Source organism: Shewanella sp. Shew256 (assembly GCF_002196695.1).
Taxonomy (GTDB): Bacteria; Pseudomonadota; Gammaproteobacteria; order Enterobacterales; family Shewanellaceae; genus Shewanella; species Shewanella mangrovisoli.
In genome coordinates this window covers 22,463-41,785 of sequence record NZ_NAJR01000006.1, presented here as the reverse complement: position 1 = coordinate 41,785, position 19,323 = coordinate 22,463, and the positions used below count along the sequence as shown (strand labels likewise).

At 47.8% G+C, this 19,323-nt stretch carries 22 protein-coding genes; 17 read left to right on the top strand and 5 right to left on the bottom strand.

The features are described 5' to 3' along the window. Positions 1-4 precede the first annotated feature (4 nt). On the top strand, positions 5-256 hold the full coding sequence (locus B5P39_RS12480) for a BolA family protein (RefSeq protein ID WP_011621481.1): 252 nt from the start codon (positions 5-7) through the stop codon (positions 254-256). Between the two features lie 12 nt (positions 257-268). Further along, positions 269-1,528, top strand: a complete 1,260-nt coding sequence (murA, locus tag B5P39_RS12475; protein WP_011621482.1) for a UDP-N-acetylglucosamine 1-carboxyvinyltransferase — start codon at positions 269-271, stop codon at positions 1,526-1,528. A gap of 97 nt (positions 1,529-1,625) precedes the next feature. Here the strand turns inward: murA and B5P39_RS12470 are convergent, their stop codons facing one another. Then, positions 1,626-2,204, bottom strand: coding sequence for a TetR/AcrR family transcriptional regulator (locus tag B5P39_RS12470; RefSeq protein ID WP_088211736.1), 579 nt, complete (start codon positions 2,202-2,204; stop codon positions 1,626-1,628). 80 nt (positions 2,205-2,284) lie between these two features. Here B5P39_RS12470 and B5P39_RS12465 point away from each other — a divergent pair, with 80 nt between their 5' ends. From B5P39_RS12465 to B5P39_RS12455, 3 genes are read left to right on the top strand one after another with little or no spacing between them, the layout of a single operon-like run. After that, positions 2,285-3,145, top strand: a complete 861-nt coding sequence (locus B5P39_RS12465) for an alpha/beta hydrolase family protein (protein ID WP_088211735.1) — start codon at positions 2,285-2,287, stop codon at positions 3,143-3,145. After that, entirely contained in the window at positions 3,142-3,546 is a 405-nt protein-coding gene (locus tag B5P39_RS12460; protein ID WP_088211734.1) for a hypothetical protein, read from the top strand. Before B5P39_RS12465 ends, B5P39_RS12460 begins: the two co-directional genes overlap by 4 nt. Positions 3,547-3,579: 33 nt before the next feature. Then, a complete protein-coding gene (locus tag B5P39_RS12455) occupies positions 3,580-4,020 on the top strand; it encodes a PaaI family thioesterase (protein WP_088211733.1) in 441 nt (146 codons plus the stop codon). Between the two features lie 181 nt (positions 4,021-4,201). Here B5P39_RS12455 and degS read toward each other — a convergent pair whose 3' ends face one another. Together degS and degQ are read right to left on the bottom strand one after the other, a co-directional pair. Continuing rightward, the gene (degS, locus tag B5P39_RS12450) at positions 4,202-5,284 is read right to left on the bottom strand and encodes an outer membrane-stress sensor serine endopeptidase DegS (protein ID WP_088211732.1); all 1,083 of its coding nucleotides are present in this window, start codon (positions 5,282-5,284) and stop codon (positions 4,202-4,204) included. Positions 5,285-5,409: 125 nt separating this feature from the next. After that, complete coding sequence (gene degQ / locus B5P39_RS12445; protein WP_011624007.1) at positions 5,410-6,762, bottom strand: Do family serine endopeptidase DegQ; 1,353 nt, start codon at positions 6,760-6,762, stop codon at positions 5,410-5,412. Positions 6,763-7,218: 456 nt separating this feature from the next. Between degQ and zapE the strand changes: the two genes are divergently transcribed. The 8 genes from zapE to rlmB all read left to right on the top strand — a co-directional run bounded on the left by zapE (position 7,219) and on the right by rlmB (position 15,102). Then, entirely contained in the window at positions 7,219-8,331 is a 1,113-nt protein-coding gene (gene zapE / locus B5P39_RS12440; RefSeq protein WP_088211731.1) for a cell division protein ZapE, read from the top strand. Positions 8,332-8,627: 296 nt separating this feature from the next. Next, on the top strand, positions 8,628-9,056 hold the full coding sequence (gene rplM / locus B5P39_RS12435) for a 50S ribosomal protein L13 (RefSeq protein WP_011073682.1): 429 nt from the start codon (positions 8,628-8,630) through the stop codon (positions 9,054-9,056). 14 nt (positions 9,057-9,070) lie between these two features. Then, complete coding sequence (gene rpsI / locus B5P39_RS12430) at positions 9,071-9,463, top strand: 30S ribosomal protein S9 (protein ID WP_006083052.1); 393 nt, start codon at positions 9,071-9,073, stop codon at positions 9,461-9,463. A gap of 113 nt (positions 9,464-9,576) precedes the next feature. Further along, positions 9,577-9,765 carry a DUF2065 domain-containing protein gene (locus B5P39_RS12425; RefSeq protein WP_011715861.1) on the top strand — a complete coding sequence of 63 codons (189 nt, stop codon included), beginning with the start codon at positions 9,577-9,579 and terminating at the stop codon, positions 9,763-9,765. A gap of 66 nt (positions 9,766-9,831) precedes the next feature. Next, positions 9,832-11,127 carry an adenylosuccinate synthase gene (locus B5P39_RS12420; RefSeq protein WP_086901986.1) on the top strand — a complete coding sequence of 432 codons (1,296 nt, stop codon included), beginning with the start codon at positions 9,832-9,834 and terminating at the stop codon, positions 11,125-11,127. A 108-nt stretch (positions 11,128-11,235) separates the two neighbouring features. Then, on the top strand, positions 11,236-11,892 hold the full coding sequence (gene motX / locus B5P39_RS12415) for a flagellar protein MotX (RefSeq protein WP_011715863.1): 657 nt from the start codon (positions 11,236-11,238) through the stop codon (positions 11,890-11,892). A gap of 39 nt (positions 11,893-11,931) precedes the next feature. After that, a complete protein-coding gene (gene rnr, locus B5P39_RS12410; RefSeq protein WP_088211730.1) occupies positions 11,932-14,361 on the top strand; it encodes a ribonuclease R in 2,430 nt (809 codons plus the stop codon). Beyond that, positions 14,362-15,102 carry a 23S rRNA (guanosine(2251)-2'-O)-methyltransferase RlmB gene (gene rlmB, locus B5P39_RS12405; protein ID WP_088211729.1) on the top strand — a complete coding sequence of 247 codons (741 nt, stop codon included), beginning with the start codon at positions 14,362-14,364 and terminating at the stop codon, positions 15,100-15,102. A gap of 69 nt (positions 15,103-15,171) precedes the next feature. Here the strand turns inward: rlmB and B5P39_RS12400 are convergent, their stop codons facing one another. Both B5P39_RS12400 and B5P39_RS12395 read right to left on the bottom strand, forming a co-directional pair. After that, positions 15,172-16,596: an MFS transporter gene (locus tag B5P39_RS12400; RefSeq protein ID WP_088211728.1), complete on the bottom strand. Its 1,425-nt coding sequence runs from the start codon at positions 16,594-16,596 to the stop codon at positions 15,172-15,174. 181 nt (positions 16,597-16,777) lie between these two features. Next, the gene (locus B5P39_RS12395) at positions 16,778-17,521 is read right to left on the bottom strand and encodes a DUF481 domain-containing protein (RefSeq protein ID WP_088211727.1); all 744 of its coding nucleotides are present in this window, start codon (positions 17,519-17,521) and stop codon (positions 16,778-16,780) included. A gap of 224 nt (positions 17,522-17,745) precedes the next feature. Between B5P39_RS12395 and rpsF the strand changes: the two genes are divergently transcribed. From rpsF to rplI, 4 genes are read left to right on the top strand one after another with little or no spacing between them, the layout of a single operon-like run. Then, the gene (rpsF, locus tag B5P39_RS12390) at positions 17,746-18,141 is read left to right on the top strand and encodes a 30S ribosomal protein S6 (RefSeq protein ID WP_011715868.1); all 396 of its coding nucleotides are present in this window, start codon (positions 17,746-17,748) and stop codon (positions 18,139-18,141) included. 8 nt (positions 18,142-18,149) lie between these two features. Continuing rightward, positions 18,150-18,455, top strand: coding sequence for a primosomal replication protein N (priB, locus tag B5P39_RS12385; RefSeq protein WP_011073673.1), 306 nt, complete (start codon positions 18,150-18,152; stop codon positions 18,453-18,455). 11 nt (positions 18,456-18,466) lie between these two features. Continuing rightward, complete coding sequence (gene rpsR, locus B5P39_RS12380) at positions 18,467-18,694, top strand: 30S ribosomal protein S18 (protein WP_006083042.1); 228 nt, start codon at positions 18,467-18,469, stop codon at positions 18,692-18,694. Positions 18,695-18,730: 36 nt separating this feature from the next. Continuing rightward, a complete protein-coding gene (rplI, locus tag B5P39_RS12375; protein WP_011623996.1) occupies positions 18,731-19,183 on the top strand; it encodes a 50S ribosomal protein L9 in 453 nt (150 codons plus the stop codon). The last annotated feature ends 140 nt before the right edge of the window (positions 19,184-19,323 follow it).

Here is a 19,323-nt window from a genome sequence, read left to right as displayed (position 1 = left end):
TTTCATGGAATGCAGCTTAATAGAACAGATTTTACGTGACGCGTTAGCACTCGATGAAGTGCACGCCAGCTCCGATGGCAGCCACTACAAAGTGATCGCCGTCGGTGAATGTTTTGACGGCATGAGCCGTGTAAAACAGCAACAAGCCATTTATGCACCCCTGATGAGCTATATCGCCAGCGGTGAGTTACATGCATTAACGATTAAAACTTTCACGCCGACTCAATGGAAACGCGAGAAAATTTTCAACAGCTAGTAGTGAGGAAAAGTGGATAAATTAGCGATTCAAGCAAGCCCTCCGCTTGCTGGTGATGTGATTATTTCCGGCGCTAAAAACGCTGCGCTGCCGATTCTGATGGCAGGCGTGTTAGCCGAGACTGATTTTATTGTGTCGAATGTCCCCAATTTGCGCGATGTGAGCACCAGCTGTAAATTGCTGCGCTGCTTGGGCGCCGATGTGGATGAATTAGGCAATGGTCAAATCCGTATTTCGACCAAGAACCTTAACGAGTTCTGCGCACCTTACGATCTTGTTAAGACCATGCGTGCCTCGATTCTGATCCTTGGCCCGTTATTAGCCCGTTATGGCACCGCAGATGTGTCATTACCCGGTGGCTGCGCCATTGGCGCTCGTCCTGTAAACCTTCACTTACATGGCCTCGAAATGATGGGCGCCAAGATTGAAGTGAAAGAAGGTTATATCAAGGCCCGTGTCGATGGTCGCTTAAAGGGCGCCCATATTTTTATGGACATGGTGAGCGTTGGCGCGACTGAAAACCTATTAATGGCCGCGGCACTTGCCGATGGCGAAACCGTGATTGAAAACGCGGCCCGTGAACCAGAAGTGATTGACTTGGCAAACTGTTTGATTGCCATGGGCGCGAAGATCACCGGTGTTGGCAGTGCCACACTGCGTATTCAAGGCGTTGAGCGTCTACAGGGCTGTGAGTACCGCGTGATGCCTGACCGTATCGAAACTGGTTCCTTCCTCGTGGCCGCAGCTGTGACCCGTGGTCGTATCCGTTGCTTAAAGGCCGATCCTGCTTCGTTAGAGTCTGTTATCGCGAAACTTGAAGATGCGGGCGCCAAGATCACCACAGGTGAAGATTGGATTGAGCTCGATATGGAAGGCAAGCGTCCGAAAGCGGTAAATATCAAGACGGCGCCATATCCAGGTTTCCCAACCGATATGCAGGCGCAGTTCTGCGTGCTCAACGTATTAGCACAGGGCACGGCGACCATTACCGAAACCATCTTTGAAAACCGCTTTATGCACGTGCCAGAACTTATCCGTATGGGCGCGAACATGGAGCTTGAAGGCAATACCTGCATTATTCAAGGCATTGAGTCTTTGAGTGGGGCGCAGGTGATGGCGACCGATTTACGCGCTTCGGCAAGTCTAGTGATCGCAGGTTTAGTCGCCGATGGTAAAACCATCGTCGATCGCATCTATCACCTAGATCGCGGTTATGAGCATATCGAGCAGAAGTTCCAAGGATTGGGCGCGCATGTAGAGCGTGTGCAATAACATTTGCGTAGGATTCGCTCCCAATAAAAAACCAGCCAAGTGCTGGTTTTTTATTGTATTCATTCAGCTAAAAAGACAGGGGAATAATAAGAGTAAGTTAGAGAGTCCTCTCAACTAATTTAGGAATACATTCCAAAATAGCATCGAAGGGTTCAATACTTTGGTATCCCCGACACATCACAACCGCGCCTTCAATGCAGGCAATAATGCTAAGTGCTATGGCATTGGCTGAGGTCTTTGTGTGACCTAATGACTCAAAGTGTTGAGCTAATAATGATTGCCAATCACTGAATACTCGCGCTACTGCCGCTTTTATTTCTGAAGCTTCATCCTCTTCTGGCAGTTCTATCGCAGCTGCAACAATCGGACAGCCATGACGATATTGTGAACCAACAAGACGTTGGCGCCACAGTGATAAAAACAAATTAATGCCGTTGTTTCGATCTTTATCAAGACAAGCACTGAGTTGTGCGGATGCTTGAGCGCCTGCCCAAATAATAGCTTCAGTAATTATCTGCTGTTTTCCACCGGGGAAGTTGTGATACGCGGAACCAAGCGGAGTACCTGAAAACTTGACCACTTCACGAATGCTTATGGCTCGTAAACCGCTTGAAGCAAGCATTATTGCGGCAGCTTCAATGACCCGCTGACGACCTTCATTAGAGATTGTGCCCATGAAAATCCCACTTGTTATAACAGTTGTTATAGGCTAGCATCAAAAATACATTAAGACACTCGTTATAATTAGTGAGCACTATGATCTCAACATCGTTTTACACGGAAGATCGTTATTTACTCCGTGGTCAGCTGTTTTGCACAGAAAAAGCTATTCAAGGTCGAGTCATTGTTGCGGGGGCGACTGGTGTGCCGCAGGCGTTTTATCGCCGCTTTGCTCAATTTGCAAGTGAACAAGGATTTGAAACATTAACCTTTGATTATCGAGGAATAGGGCAATCCAAACCTGAAACGCTAGAGGGTTTTGAAATGAACCTTCTCGACTGGGGTAAACAAGATCTCGCTGCTGCAGTCCAGTTTATGAGTAAAGATGACGCTCCACTCTTTATTGTTGGCCATTCCTATGGCGGTCATGCATTTGGTTTACTGCCAAATCATCAAAAAGTCACAGGTGCTTATATATTTGGTACAGGCGCGGGTTGGCATGGTTATATGCCCTTGTTTGAACAAGTTAAAGTACTAACGATGTGGAATATCGTTCTGCCGCTCCTGACGTGGTGGAAGGGATACTGCGCTTGGAACCTATTGGGAATGGGCGAAGATCTGCCCAAAAACGTGTTTAAACAATGGCGGTACTGGTGTCGTTTTCGTCATTACTTTTTTGATGATCCCACCATGGATGGAATTGAAAAACTCTTCCAATCGGTACAGACCCCTATGGTTGCAGCCAATGCGCTAGATGATCTTTGGGCTATGCCTGCATCGCGAGATGCTTTTATTCAGCACTACAGTAATGCGCCATTAACCCGTCTTGATTTATCACCAAAGCTCTTAGGGGGCAAGATTGGGCATATGGGGTACTTCCGTAAAAATGCGATTCCTTTATGGCAAGCAAGTTTGGATTGGTTCACGGCGATTAATAAGGAAAATAAAGCCATATGAGTACATCGAGACCTTGGTTAATTTCCCTTAAATGGATACTGATCGCTACGTTCTTGAGCAGTGTTTTGCATTATGTCGACAACATCCTCTTTTTCGCCCATTATCCTGAGCCAAACTGGTTAAATCCTAAGCTTGTTGACCTCTTTTGGTTTGTTATGACGCCTCTGGCGCCGTTAGGATTCTACGCGATTAAAAAAGGGCACCATAATATAGGCGCACTGCTTCTTATCGCTTACGGGGCATGCAACATGCTTACGCTTGGACACTACAAGTTCGCTCCGCTAGAAAGTATTGCCGTCAAAATTCATTTGTTTATCGCTTTAGAAGCAATAATGGGATGCATATTGATCGGTTACATTTTGCTGCTTTATAAAAATTCGCTTCGTACTGTTACTCGTTAATTTACTAAACATAAATAATTTAAAGGATAAAAATTGAATATCTCTCATCTCAGCGGATTGGAGCATTTAAGCGCAATCATCAACGGCTACATACCACCTCCAACGATTTTTGACACTATGGGTATGTTTAATCTTCAAGTAAGCCCTGGAGCGGTTGTATTGGGTTGCCGTGCAACAGAGCAACATTGTAATCCTATGGGAGGGGTACACGGAGGGTTTGCTGCAACGATATTGGATTCTGTCACCGGATGTGCTGTACATAGCCTGCTAGAAGCCGGTGTTAGCTACGGGACTGTGGATTTAGCCGTTAAAATGATGAGACCAGTTCCCATGAATGAGCTGCTTATTGCTGAAGCGAAAGTGACACATATTTCTCGCTCGCTGGGTGTTGCCGAAGGCACGATTCGAAACAGTGAAGGTAAGTTACTTGCGAGTGGTTCTGCCACTTGTTTTATCAAGAGACCAAACCTCTAAAAGCGATAACTATCGCCGCAGCAACAGATACTCACTGTTTGAGCAAAGTCAGTGAAAAATCACAGTGCAAGATAAATAGCTTTGCTAATTGATGGGTGAGGTAATAGGTGATTTGGACGATGACTCAGAATGAGGTTTTATACATGCCTCATTCTGAGGTTAATAAGGTCAGCTACTGAGCTTAATTATCGACGACGACTTTCTCATCGATAATCACGGGTAGTACTTGCTCTTTGCCTTGGCGGATAACCGTCATCATTATTTTCTTGCCGGGTGTGGTCTCGGCAATTCTATCCATCAGCATTTCGACCCCTGGCACATCTTCGCCATCGTATTTGATGATCACATCCCTTGGTTGTAGCTGTGCCCGCGCTGCGGGGCCATTAGGATCGACACCTGTGACTAATACGCCACGTAAATCGGGCAGGTTGAGGATTTGCGCCACTACCGGGTTAATCGGTTCACCTGAGATCCCTAAGGCACCACGGATCACTCGACCATTTTTAATCAGTTTTCCCATGATGCTGTGGGCCAATTTAATCGGGATCGCGAAGTTAATACCATGGCCGCCACCTTCGCCGCCCACTTGGAAAGCGGCGGTATTGATACCAATCAGGCTGCCGTTAGTGTCGATTAAGGCGCCGCCTGAGTTACCGGCATTAATTGCAGCATCTGTCTGTAAAAAGTCTAAATAACCAGAACTTAAGCCATTACGACCCGTGGCGCTGATAATACCTTGGGTAATGGTTTGGCCGAGGTTATAGGGGTTACCAATCGCTAATACCACATCACCCACCTGCGGTGGGCTGTCGAGATTGACGGGCACAGTAGGAAGATTATCGCCTTCGATCTTAAGCACTGAAAGATCGGTTTCGGGATCAAAACCGACCACTTCCGAGGTGAATTTGCGGCCATCCTGCAGGGCTACCACGATTTCATCGGCTTTTTTAATCACATGATAATTAGTGAGAATATAGCCTTCTTTACTCATGATCACCCCAGAGCCTAGGCCTTGGAGGGAACCAGAGTTCAGTGGGCGGCTCTGATCGATACTTAAGCTATAAATATTGACTACGGCAGGGGCGGCGCGGCGTACGGCCTTAGCAAAGGAGAGTTCGACCGTGTTGTTACCACGGCTTTGCAGTAACGAGCTGCCGAGATTCTTATTGTCGAAGTAGTGTGTAACTAACAAAAACATGGCCGCCATGATAAGGCCGAAGAGCACGGCTTTACCGAGATATAACAGGGTTTCTTTTATTGTCATGGCAGGCTAAGTATTGAAAAAGGTGAGTTAGATTAACATGTTTAACAAGTTAAAGCATAGGGAACCCGCGTTCCCTATGCTGATCCGCATCTGATAATGGGATAAAGATCAGCGCGGCGTACCGATTAACGTAGCACTAAGTACAACAAGCTCTTACCACGGAGGATCTTCAGGGCGACAGCGCCTTCTTGATCTTTGAGCTGCTCCTTGAGTGATTTCAGATCTTTCACAGCCGAACGGTTAATGCCGACAATCACATCGCCTTTTTGTAAGCCGCTCATTGCCGCAGGTGAGCCTTGGGCCACCTCAGTAATTTCCACCCCTTTCGAAGCGTTTTCTAGCGAGGCACCTTGTAGCATGGGGTGCACAGCGCCCGCAGCTTTTTCAGTGGTTTGGCTTGCTTCACCTAAGGTGACATTCACGGTTTTCTTATCGCCATCGCGGATAAGTCCCAGTTCAACCTTGGCTCCCGCGCCCATAGTCGCGACTTTCGCCCGCAGCTCTTGGAACGATTTAATCGCACGGCCATCGACGCTGACGATAATATCACCTGCCTTGATGCCGGCTTTTTCAGCGGCGCTGCCCGCGGTCACTTCATTCACAAAACCACCGTGCTGGGTATCTAAGCCAAAGCCTTGGGCGAGTTGGCTATCTAGGTCGCGACCCGAAATTCCCAGTACACCACGGCGAACTTCACCATGCTCGGCAATTTGTGCCACGAGGTTTTTCACCATATTGGCGGGGATCGCAAAACCGATACCCACGTTACCGCCGCCTGGGGCTACGATCGCAGTGTTAATACCGATCAGCTCACCTTTAAGGTTAACCAGCGCACCACCCGAGTTGCCGCTGTTAATCGCCGCATCGGTTTGGATAAAGTTTTCAAGCATTTCAATGCCTAAGCCGCTACGACCTAAAGCACTGACGATCCCTGAGGTGACGGTTTGGCCTAAACCAAAGGGGTTACCAATGGCGACGGCAAAGTCACCCACGCGTAGTTCATCTGAATCAGAGGTTTTGATCGCGACTAGATTTTTTGCTTCAATTTGCAGCAAGGCAATGTCGGACTCTGAGTCGGTACCAATCAGCTTGGCTTTAACTTCACGGCCATCGTGCAGGCCGACTTGGATATCATCGGCACCGTCGATCACATGGTTGTTGGTGACGATATAGCCTTTATCTGCGTCGATAATCACGCCTGAGCCTAAACCTCTAAAAGGACGCTCTTGCACTTGTTCCTGCGGTGCATTGGGGCCGAAGAAATAACGGAACACATCGGGTACACGTTGTTTAGAGACGTGTGTGCCGGAAACCGCGACTGAAACCACGGCGGGGGTCGTGCGCTCTAACATAGGCGCAAGACTTGGAATGGATTGACCCTCAACAGATTGCGGAATAGCGGCCTGTGAGACAGCGGGCATCATTGTCAGAGTTGCGGCTAACATTGCGGCTGAAAGTACAGATAGTTTCGTTTTCATCTATTCATAACTCCAAATAAGGGATCAAGGATCTGGATGTAATGCGTCGTGAGTTGTGTCCGCACCAGATCGAATCTGTATCGTTACCGGCTATTTGCCTAGGTAACCATTCGGACACGCACCTCATTGAAAAAGTTCATCAATATTAACAAAGGTTAATTTCTTAACGGCTATTTTATCAGCATTTTATTGAGTGTATCTTAAGTGAAACCTGTGGGCTTTTAAGGTCTTTTTCAAGTCTTAAAATGTTTCAATCATCAAGTGAAATAAGTTAACAGCATAGCGCTTTATAAATAAGTTTTTATCCTTTCACGCTTAATCTTGCTTTGTTGTCGCCGAGTGCCGAAATATGGAATTCAGCGTCCTTTAGCTTGTTAGGGGATAAATATATGCCGCATCAGAGTGGCCGTGGTAATATCGACGCAGTTTTTCCAAAGGATAAAAGAGAATAATAACGTGCCCCAGTTAAGCCCTTGGCAGCATTACCAAAAAGATCTTAGTCGTGATGGTTTTTCCCATGATCCGGCGCAGGAAATGGCCGTAAAGGCGCTACAACGCGTCTACGAAGATTTAACCGCTGCCGAAGCGCCAAGCTCACTATTAGGCAAGTTATTGACCTCCTTTGGCCTTAAGTCTGCGCCTGTCGCGCCCAAGGGATTGTATCTGTGGGGCGGTGTCGGTCGCGGCAAAACCTATTTAATGGACACTTTTTTTGATGCGCTGCCAGGTAATCAAAAACTAAGGGCGCACTTTCACCGTTTTATGCATCAACTGCATTTGGATCTGGATGCGCTCAAAGGCACGCGCGATCCTTTGTTAGTGATTGCCAAACAAATGGCGGCTAAATACAGAGTCATTTGTTTTGATGAGTTTTTTGTCTCTGATATCACAGATGCCATGCTACTTGGCACCTTATTCCAAGCCCTCTTTAAAGAAGGCGTGGTCTTAGTCGCTACTTCAAACATCATTCCCGATGATTTGTATAAAAACGGGTTGCAAAGGGCGCGATTCCTTCCCGCGATCGCCTTGATCAATCAACATTGTGAAGTACTTAATGTGGATTCGGGCATCGACTATCGCCTGCGCACACTGGAGCAGGCTGAGATTTATCACCATCCACTCGATGAAGAGGCCGATACTAACTTGCTGCGTTATTTCCGCCAGTTAGCCCCCGAGGCCGAAGTATCAACCGATGCGATTGAAATCGAAGGGCGCGCAATCAGCATACGTCAACAGGCGCAAGGCGTGTTACTCGCGGACTTCAGGGCCTTATGCGATGGTCCCCGAAGTCAGCGGGATTATATGGAGCTTGCGCGGATTTATCATACCGTGTTGGTGAGTGGCATAGAGCAAATGGGCGCATTTTTAACGGGTGATGATATCGCCAGACGTTTTTTAGCCATGGTGGATGAGTTTTACGAGCGTAACGTTAAGTTGATTGTTTCCGCGCAGGTGCCGCTGGAAGAGATTTATGCCGATGGTTTATTGAGTTTTGAATTTAGGCGCTGTCGCTCTCGCTTAATCGAAATGCAATCCCACGATTACTTAAAATCAGAGCATTTACCTTAGGTTAGCGAGTGCCAATCATTGGAGGTTAGCGCGTTTTTTATGCAAACCTCCAGTGGCTCATCCATCCCAGTGAAAATCAGCCTCACAGATCGATTTTTTATGATTTTTGTCAAAATATCAGGTGATTTTTAGCTCACGTTTGTCTATAATCCGCCACCTGCCCACGTTACTCCACCAAATTAGGTGGAAGTTGTACGCCGAGTTAAGTACTCGAAGGGGTACTGAAAGGCAATTTTGTGTTGTTTACCATTGTAGGCAACATGTGAGACAGAAATTAACTTTGGGTTTTTGTAATAATGAAGACTTTTACTGCTACACCAGAAACTGTAACTCGTGACTGGTTCGTCGTTGATGCTGACGGCAAAACTTTAGGTCGTATCGCTACCGAAATCGCTCTGCGTTTACGCGGTAAGCACAAGCCAGAATACACTCCTCACGTTGACACTGGTGATTACATCATCGTTATCAACGCTGAGAAAGTTACTGTTACTGGTAACAAAGCGCAAGGCAAGACGTACTACTCGCACTCAGGCTTCCCTGGTGGCATCAAGCAAATCAGCTTTGAAAAGCTGCAAGCTCACAAGCCAGAAATGATCATCGAGAAAGCAGTTAAGGGTATGTTACCAAAAGGTCCTCTGGGCCGTGCCATGTTCCGTAAACTGAAAGTTTACGCTGGCGCAGAACATAACCACGCTGCACAACAACCTCAAGTTCTTGATATCTAAACGGGATTAAGCAAATGGCTGCAACTCAGTACTACGGCACTGGCCGTCGCAAAACCTCTACAGCACGCGTATTCGCTAAAGCTGGTAGTGGCAACATCGTTGTAAATCAACGTCCTTTGGACCAATACTTTGGTCGTGAAACTGCTCGTATGGTTGTTCGTCAACCATTAGAACTAGTTGAAATGACTGACAAGCTGGACATCTATGTAACTGTTAAGGGCGGTGGTATCACTGGCCAAGCAGGTGCAATCCGTCACGGTATCACTCGTGCTCTGATGCAATTAGATGAAGCTCTGCGTCCATCATTACGTTCTGCTGGTTTCGTAACCCGTGACGCTCGTAAAGTTGAGCGTAAGAAAGTGGGTCTACGTAAAGCACGTCGTAAGCCACAATTCTCTAAGCGTTAATACGTTTTGGAATCTCAAAAAACCCAGCTTATGCTGGGTTTTTTATTGCCTAAAATTGGCTATGCTCGCGTTAATGAAAGTGTTTTTTGCTGACAGTTCGAAGAGAGGGGAAGATGAGCTTACAGTTATTTATGCTGGCCGTGGCACTGGTGCTGATTTTAGAAGGGGTGGGGCCTTTGTTATTCCCCAATAAATGGCGCCGATATTTAAATGAACTTTCCCATCAAAATCAGCAAGTTTTACGCCGAATTGGCGGTTCTTTAGTCACCGCAGGGCTGGTCATTTTGATTATTTTTTCATAAATGCCTTACCACTTGCGGTTTAAAATCTGTTAGAATTCTTTTTTAACCACAACCTTGCAGCAAACAATGGGCAAAAACGTAGTTGTTCTCGGCACTCAATGGGGTGACGAAGGAAAAGGTAAGATTGTCGACCTTCTAACAGAACAGGCAAAATATGTAGTTCGCTACCAAGGCGGTCACAACGCGGGTCACACTCTAGTGATCAATGGCGATAAAACCGTACTTCATCTGATCCCATCAGGCATCCTACGCGACAATGTGAAATGCATTATCGGTAACGGTGTGGTGCTTGCACCTGACGCCCTGATGAAAGAGATCAAAATGCTCAAAGAGCGCGGCATTCCTGTTGAGGAACGTCTGCTGATCTCTGAAGCATGTCCGCTGATCCTACCATTCCACTGTGCCTTAGACATCGCTCGCGAAAAAGCGCGCGGTAACAAAGCTATTGGTACTACGGGTCGTGGTATTGGTCCTGCGTATGAAGACAAGATTTCCCGTCGCGGTCTGCGTGTTGGCGATCTGTTCAATGCTGAACTATTTGCTGAAAAGCTGAAAGAAGTTATGGCATATCATAACTTTATGCTGACAGAGTACTACAAAGTTGACGCCGTAGATTACGAGCAAACACTGAGCGACGCGTTAGCCTTAGCTGACTACCTGAAGAGCATGTGTGTTGACGTAACTGAGCTGTTGGATAACGCGCGTAAAGCGGGTGAGCCAATTCTGTTCGAAGGTGCACAAGGTACACTGTTAGACATCGACCACGGTACTTATCCGTTTGTGACTTCGTCAAACACTACCGCAGGTGGTGTGGCGACAGGCAGCGGCTTTGGTCCGCGTCATTTAGACTATGTCTTAGGTATCATGAAGGCATACACCACTCGCGTGGGAGCAGGTCCTTTCCCAACTGAACTCTTATGTGAAGTGGGTGATCATTTAGGGACTAAAGGTCATGAATTTGGTGCGACTACTGGTCGTAAGCGTCGTCCAGGTTGGTTAGATGCAGTGGCAATGCGCCGCGCAGTACAAATCAACAGTGTAAGCGGCTTCTGCTTAACTAAGTTAGACGTACTCGATGGCCTGAAAGAAGTGAAGATCTGTGTGGGTTACCAACATCCAGATGGCACTATCTCTAAGGTTACGCCATTAGCGGCTGAAGGTTATGAGCAGGTCACGCCTGTTTATGAAACTATGCCAGGCTGGAGCGAGTCAACTTTCGGTGCGACCTCTTTAGAGCAGTTACCGCAAGCAGCTATCAACTACATCAAGCGTATTGAAGAGTTGTTAGAAACGCCGATCGACATCATTTCTACCGGTCCAGACCGTAATGAAACGATGATTTTAGTTAGTCCATTTAACTAAAATCGTAGAGGCCGTGTTTCACGGCCTTTTCTTCCTTTGTTGTTCCTTCCTGTTTGTTTTCTGTGGTTAGAAATTCGGCTTGAGCTCAAGAAATAGGTTATACTGCCGATGCAAGTATTCACCCTATTGTCATTGAGAGTCGTTATGCTACGTACTGCATTAGTTGCGCTGCTGCCCTTAGTATCTTCAATGTGCTTTGCTGAAACACAGGCGGTGGATATTTATTCTCAAGATCAATTACTTGAAATGATCCGCGGCGAAAAATATCTGGCAAGAGTTAAGCAAGATGACTGTCAGTTAGTGCAAGATATCGAAGCGCGCGCAGAAGTCTTAAAGCAGCCCCTGTATCAGTTTCTGTGGGGGGAAATGCTCAACCATGGCACCTGCGTAAAAGCCAATGCAGTCAAAGGGATGGGATTATTGCAAGAGGCGGCCGAGCAGGGCAGCCCCGAGGCCATGGTGAAACTTGCCGAATATTATCAAAATGGTAAGTTTGTTATTCGTAATAAAGACCGTGCGGTCAATTATTTATTGCCAGCGGCGGCGAGTGGCAGTTTAGCCGCGCGGATGATGCTGGTTCGTTTATACGGTGAAGGTTATGGTAGTCCAAGGGACTATGAAATGGCCTATAACTGGTTATACAACAATGTATTTACCGATGAGGCGACCAAGAAAAAAGCCTTGTCATTACTGCAGGTGTTAGCCGCTAAAATGCCCGCTAGTGCAGTGGCGCGGGCCCAGCAAGAGCACTTGCGAACCCGTTGAGTTGTCTCTACTGATTGAGACAGAAATATTGGATATTGAATGATCAAAGACCCTCATTTCGAGCGTGAACAGGATAAGTACGAAAACCCTATCCCAAGTCGTGAGTATATTATCGAGTACTTACGTTCTCAAAAATCACCTATTACCCGTGACAGCATCGCTGTTGCACTGCAGATCCACGATGAAGAACAGTTAGAAGCCCTGCGTCGCCGTTTACGGGCGATGGAGCGCGACGGTGAACTGGTATTTACCCGCGGCCAAAGCTACGGCTTACCTGAAAAAATGGATCTGATTTCCGGCACTGTCCTTGGGCACAGAGAAGGCTACGGCTTCTTTAAACCTGATGAAGGTGGTGACGATTTATTTATCTCAAATCGCGATATGCTGATGTATTTCCATGGCGATAAAGTGTTGGCACAAAAAGCCGGTATGGACCGTAAAGGCCGCCGCGAGGCTCGTATCGTCCGTTTGATCCAACCGCGCAGTGCCGCGATTGTTGGGCGATTCCATGTCGATAGCGGCATGGCATTTGTGATTGCCGATGATAAGCGCATTACCCAAGAAATCTTAATCGCTACAGAAGATCGCAATGGCGCCCGTCAAGGCGATGTGGTCGTGGTTGAACTGACCCGCCGTCCGGGTCGATTCGTGAAAGCTGCTGGTAAAATTACTGAGGTGCTCGGCAAGCAAATGGCACCAGGAATGGAAATCGAAATTGCCCTGCGTAATTACGATTTACCCCACACTTGGTCGGCAGTGATTGAGAAAAAACTGCGCCGGATCCCCGATGAAGTGACCGAAGCCGATAAAGTTGGCCGCGTCGATCTGCGAGATCTGCCCTTAGTGACCATCGATGGCGAAGATGCCCGCGACTTTGACGATGCGGTATACGCCGAAGTCAAACCCAGTGGCGGATGGCGTCTGTGGGTGGCGATTGCGGATGTGAGCTACTACGTGCGTACCGATTCGGCCTTAGATACCGAAGCCCGTGCCCGTGGTAACTCGGTATACTTCCCATCGCAAGTGATCCCAATGCTGCCGGAGAAAATCTCTAACGGCCTGTGCTCGCTCAATCCCCATGTCGACCGCCTGTGTATGGTTGCTGAGATGACGATTTCGGCACGCGGTAAGCTGTCGGGTTATAAGTTTTATCCTGCGGTAATGCATTCACATGCGCGTTTCACTTACACCCAAGTGGCCGCCATGCTCGAAGGCGGACCGATTGCGCCTGAGCATGAAGCCCTATTCCCGCATCTGCAATGTTTGCAGTCGCTTTATTTGGCGCTCGATGAACAGCGCGCCGAGCGTGGTGCGATTGCCTTTGAGACCTTAGAAACGCAGTTTATTTTTAACGACCAGCGCAAGATCGATAAGATTGTGCCAAGAGCGCGTAATCAAGCTCATAAAATCATTGAAGAATGTATGATTTTGGCCAACGTATCGGCTGCTAAGTTTGTGAAAAAGCACAAGGGTGAAATCCTCTATCGCGTGCATGAGTCGCCTTCTGAGCAGAAATTGGCAAACTTTAAAGAGTTTTTGGCCGAACGTGGTTTAAGCATGGGCGGCGGTCTCGAGCCAACCCCTGCGGATTACCAGAATGTGATGCTGCAAATCGCCGATAGGCCCGATGCCGAGCTTATCCAAGTGATGTTGCTGCGCTCAATGCGCCAAGCTATCTACACACCTGATAACGAAGGCCACTTTGGTTTAGCACTCGAAGAATATGCGCACTTTACATCGCCAATTCGCCGTTATCCTGACTTAGTGCTGCACCGCGTGATCCGCTATTTATTGGCGAAGGAAAAAGGCGTAGCCAATGAGAAGTGGACATCCGATGGTGGCTACCATTATCAGATCGATGAGTTAGACCTCTTAGGTGAAGAATGTTCGAACACCGAGCGCCGTGCCGATGAAGCCACGCGTGATGTAAGCGACTGGTTGAAATGTGAATTTATGCAGGACCATGTGGGTGACACCTTCGAGGCGGTGATTGCCTCTGTCACTAACTTTGGTTTATTCGTTCGCTTAAATGACTTATTTATCGATGGCTTAGTGCATATTTCTAGCTTGGGCAGCGATTATTATCAGTTCGATCCTATGCGTCAGCGTTTGATTGGTGAGCATACGGGTCAAATCTATCAAGTGGGTGACCCCGTCACGGTAAAAGTGGCTGCGGTAAACTTGGATGATAGACAGATTGACTTAGTCATGCTTGGCGATAGCGGAAAAGGCGGTCGCCGTAAGTCTGCGCCGAGTCGAGAAAAACCGATGACAGCGCGTGAGCGGGTAAACCGTGAAGGCGCAAAAATGGCTAAGGCGGCTAAATCGACTGGCGCGAAATCGAAAGCAGGTTCAGATAAAGCTGGGGCGAGTAAGTCCAAGTCTAAAGCAGGCGCTAAGCCTAAGAAAAGCGTAAAAAATTCGGCGAAAAAGCCAAAGGCCGCGAAGCGGAGCACGAGAAAGAAGTAAATGAAGAAACAAGATATTATTTTTGGGATCCACGCGGTTGAAGCGCTGTTAAAACGCAGCCCTGAGCGCATTATTGAACTTTGGCTGTTGCAGGGCCGTGAGGATGAGCGTTTAACGCCGCTGATCCGCCAGGCTAAAGCCTTTGGCACTAGCATCCAAGTGACCTCACGCAAAGTATTGGACGATAAGGCTGAAAGCACTCAGCATCAAGGTATCGTTGCCCGTGTTAAGGCGGCTAAAATCCTTGGTGAGCATGACTTAGATGAGTTGTTAGCTAAAACCGACTTACCGTTTTTATTGATTTTAGATGGTGTTACCGATCCGCATAACCTAGGTGCTTGCTTACGTAACGCCGATGCCGCAGGTGTACAAGGTATTATTGTGCCTAAGGACAACTCAGTAGGCTTAACGGCTGTGGTGAGCAAAGTGGCCTGCGGCGCCGCCGAAACCGTGCCCTTATTCCAAGTGACTAACCTTGCGCGTACCATGCGTCATCTGCAGGAAAAGGGCGTGTGGATTGTCGGCACGGCGGGCGAGGCGGATTGCGAGCTATATCAAGCCGATCTTAAAGGGCCGCTGGCGATTGCGATGGGCGCCGAAGGCAAAGGCTTACGCCGCCTAAGTCGTGAATGTTGCGATACCTTGGTTTCGATTCCGATGGCGGGGAGTGTTTCTAGCTTAAACGTGTCGGTCGCAACGGGTATCTGCCTATTCGAAGCTGTGCGTCAACGCCGTAGCTAATCGATAGCTTTCAATAAAAAAGACGGGCTAGCCCGTCTTTTTTATTGTCTCGAATAACTGAAATCTCACTTAAGCGGTTTTTACCGCACCGAGATCTGATTCTTCTAGGTTGTTAGTTTCTGCCTCAACAAAAGTCGGCTCTGGATTGACGTCAAACTCGAATGTCAGCTGTTGTTCACTGTCAGTGTCATTATCCTCGAGGGCATCGGCACCTAAATCGTCTTCATCGTCGCAGAGTATGGGGGTCATTTGCTCCTGCACCGATTCGACATCAACCCTTGGATCGAGCGCGGCCGCCAAGGGGGATGAGACTAAGTCACCGGTTGCCATGATGTAGTCTTGAGTCACATTAGTTTCGGCCTTTTGTTGTGAGTGAACATAACGCAGGCGTAAAAACAGAATTAAGGTACAGGCCGACATAAAGCCATAAAGCATGCTATTGCCGAGCCATTGCATAAGGGTTGAGGCGATAAGTGGGCCGATACTCGCGCCAAGGCCGAAGGTCAGTAAAATAGTGGCCGACAGACCGACCCTTTCACTCTGCTCGACACGGGAGTTGGCCAGTGCCGTCGCTAAGGGGTAGAAGGTAAAGCCAAGAATACCGAACAGAAACGTCATCACCAGTGAGAGTGTGGGATGGTAAGGCGTGAGGGCGATAGCTAAGGCTAAGATCCCAAGCAGTACGCAGTTAATGCGGATAAGCCGACTGCGGGACATGATGTCGGATAATTTCCCCATAGGCCATTGCGCTAGCAGACCCGCGAGAATGGTAGCCGTCATATAGGTGGCGACTTTCTCGGGCGGTAAACCTAAGTTACTGGCATAGGCGGGTGCCAAGCCGTAAAAGGAGCCGACAATCATGCTGCCTATGGCGATAGTCGTCAGTGCTTGCGGGGCTTTTCGCCAATAGTGGGCTATTTTTAATGGCGCGGGCACCAGTGGCGCCGGGTGAATCCGGCGAGTCAATGAAATGGGGACAATACATAGGGCAAAACAGATGGCGATCAGTAATAGTGGCTCTAGGCCGAGTTCAGGATAGAGGCTGATGGCACCTTGGCCCAATATTAAGCCGAAGTACGAGACTATCATGTAGCTGGCAAACACAGTGCCGCGTTGGCTGCTTTCGGCCTGCTCATTGAGCCAGCTTTCGAGCACCATGTATTGGCACATCATGCCCATACCGACGATAAGCCTTAAGAGGAGCCAAACCGCTAGCTCATCCACTAAGGCGTGGCCGAGGGCAGAGGCAGCCACTATCCCGGCACTGGCGACAAAGGCACGAATATGCCCAACTTGAGCAATCAAACGGTGGCCAATCTTAGAACCCGCCACTAGGCCGATGTAATAGGCCGACATCATGCCGCCTATCCATAGCTGTGGAACGTGCATCACCGACAGGCGTAGGCCTAAATAGGTGGTGAGTAAACCGCCTGCCAACACAGTTAATAGAGTCGTGCTATATAAAGAGGCGAAAGTGCGTAGCGGATTTGCCATTAACTACTCCTTGTATGGTTGCAGGGAGAGTATATCAGGAGTTGGTGTGTATTCCGTGTTGCAAAATGTTGGGATTTAATGACTAACTTATCATTTTTGTGTGTGGGTCACTCAATTCGACTGAAATGGGGTTTGGCTGAGAGGGTGAACCTCGTTTCAGCCAAACCACTGAGTATCACGATTATCTAAAGGTGTAGAGCAGGTTAAAGGTGGTGACAGTGTCTGTCTGCTTACTGCCTTCGGGAACCACTTCGGTGTACTTGATGTTCATGCCGATTTTAAATGCCCAGTCCTGAAATACTAAATTCTTGTAGTTCATGTCGAGGGTGAGAGTATTGTTATTCTCGCCCACTTCGGCGGTGAGATCGGCATTGATGCTGGTGTATTCCTGCAATTTTTGCGAAAACTTTGCCGCAGTACGTAAAATCACATCCTTTTCGGCGGCGGGATCGGGCTCAGCGACCGATTCCGCTGGCAGGTTGTATCGATAACCCGGGCCGACTTCGAGGCTGAGTTTGGTCTTATAGGTACTGATGGCATTAAAACCATAACCCGAAGAAAGGGTTGAGATTTGGGTATAACTACCGAACTGGTCCCAGGTAAAGTCGCCACGGCCAAAGATATAGCCCTTGGTTAGTTTGTAGTTGCTCTGCAGTTGGAGTTCGTACTTCTCTGAAGTGGTTTTGTTTTTCTCTGAAGCAAAATACGCTTTTAGCGTGGCTTCTTGTTTTGTTTGTTTGGCATCGTAAATCAGCTGGGTGCGACCATTAAAACTGCTCGACTCGGTGTTACCCGTGTTCAACTGTAAGCCGGCTTCGACTTCTGCTGTAAAATCGCTTGGCGGCTCCTGATAATCGGGAGGTACAAGCGCAAGTGCCGGAAAAGATAGGCAAAAAAAACTCAAAGGGGCGATAACTTTTAGCATTGCTCGTAACATTAGTCAGGGTTCTTGAATGGCTGGTGTCTGATATCCGAATAGGGGTGAGGCGTCATCATACCCGTATTGAGAGGTGAGGCAAAGTTATTGCTTGAGTTTCACGTCTGCTTTCTGTACTATCTCGCGCTCGAATCAGTCACTATTTTCGTTCCTTGCCTCCACTTGGTCTGACTGAGCCAATAACGAGGCTACATAACCGTAAGGAGCAATAAATGCGTCATTACGAAATCGTATTTATGGTTCACCCAGATCAAAGTGAACAAGTACCAGGTATGATTGAGCGTTACACCGGTGCAATCACCGAAGCTAACGGCAAAATCCACCGTTTAGAAGATTGGGGCCGTCGTCAACTGGCTTACCCAATCCAAGACCTGCACAAAGCTCACTACGTTCTGATGAACGTTGAAGCACCAGCAGAGACGATTGAAGAGCTAGAAACTGCTTTCCGTTTCAACGACGCAGTTCTGCGTAACATGGTAATGCGTACTAAAGTTGCCGTTACTGAAGCATCTCCAATGGCGAAAGCTAAAGATGAGCGCGATTCACGTCGTGGCCCAGCTGGCGACCGCTCATATGATGAAGCTAACGCTGAAGAAATCGCTGAGTAAGTTTATCTGTGACCACCAATAACTTGGTGTTGTCAGGAACCATAACCCGTTCCAGACGCTTTAAAAGCCCGGCAGGCATCGCACACAGTGTGATAATGCTAGAACACAAATCGCAGCGTTATGAAGCAGATATGCTCCGCAACGTCTACGTACAAATACAAGTGATATTGAGTGGCCCACGCTTTGAAAGCGTGGCAGACAATCTGAAAGCAGGTGTGGAAGTACAAGTTCAAGGTTTTATGACGCTTCAACAGGGGCGAAATGGCCAAAATCGCTTAGTCATCCATGCCGAAAATGTCGAATTGAAAACTTAGGAGACTGTCAAATGGCACGTTATTTCCGTCGTCGCAAGTTCTGCCGTTTCACCGCTGAAGGTGTTGCAGAAATTGATTACAAAGATATCGTTACTTTAAAGAACTACATCACTGAAAGCGGCAAGATCGTTCCAAGCCGTATCACTGGTACTAGTGCTAAATATCAGCGTCAACTAGCTCGCGCAATCAAGCGTGCTCGTTATCTTTCTCTACTGCCATACACTGATTTACATCAGTAATTGCAGTATTCCTAATCGAATATAGAGGATTTGATAATGAACGTTATTCTGCTTGATAAAATCGCTAACCTGGGTAACCTGGGTGACCAAGTTGCAGTTAAAGCTGGTTACGCTCGTAACTACCTGCTGCCACAAGGTAAAGCTGTTGTTGCTAACGAAAGCAACGTTAAAGTATTTGAAGCTCGTCGCGCTGAATTAGAAGCTAAATTAGCTGCTGATCTGGCTGCTGCTAACCAACGCGCTGAAAAAATCGCTGCTCTGGAAGCTGTTGTTATCGCTTCTAAAGCTGGTGATGAAGGCAAACTGTTTGGTTCAGTTGGCACTCGTGACATCGCTGATGCAGTAACTGCTGCTGGCGTTGAACTGGCTAAAGCTGAAGTTCGTTTACCATTAGGCGCTCTGCGTACTACTGGCGACTTCGAAGTTGAAGTTCAGTTACACACTGAAGTTAAAGCTGTTGTTAAAGTATCTGTTGTTGCAGAAGCTTAATTACCAACTGCTTTAAATGAAAACACCGCTTCGGCGGTGTTTTTTTATGGGCGCAATTTAGCTCGTATTGCTGTGCAAGTGGCTGTTTGTCACGTATCAAGGATAAATAGGCTTAGCTACTTCATCGCTGCTAAGCCTGA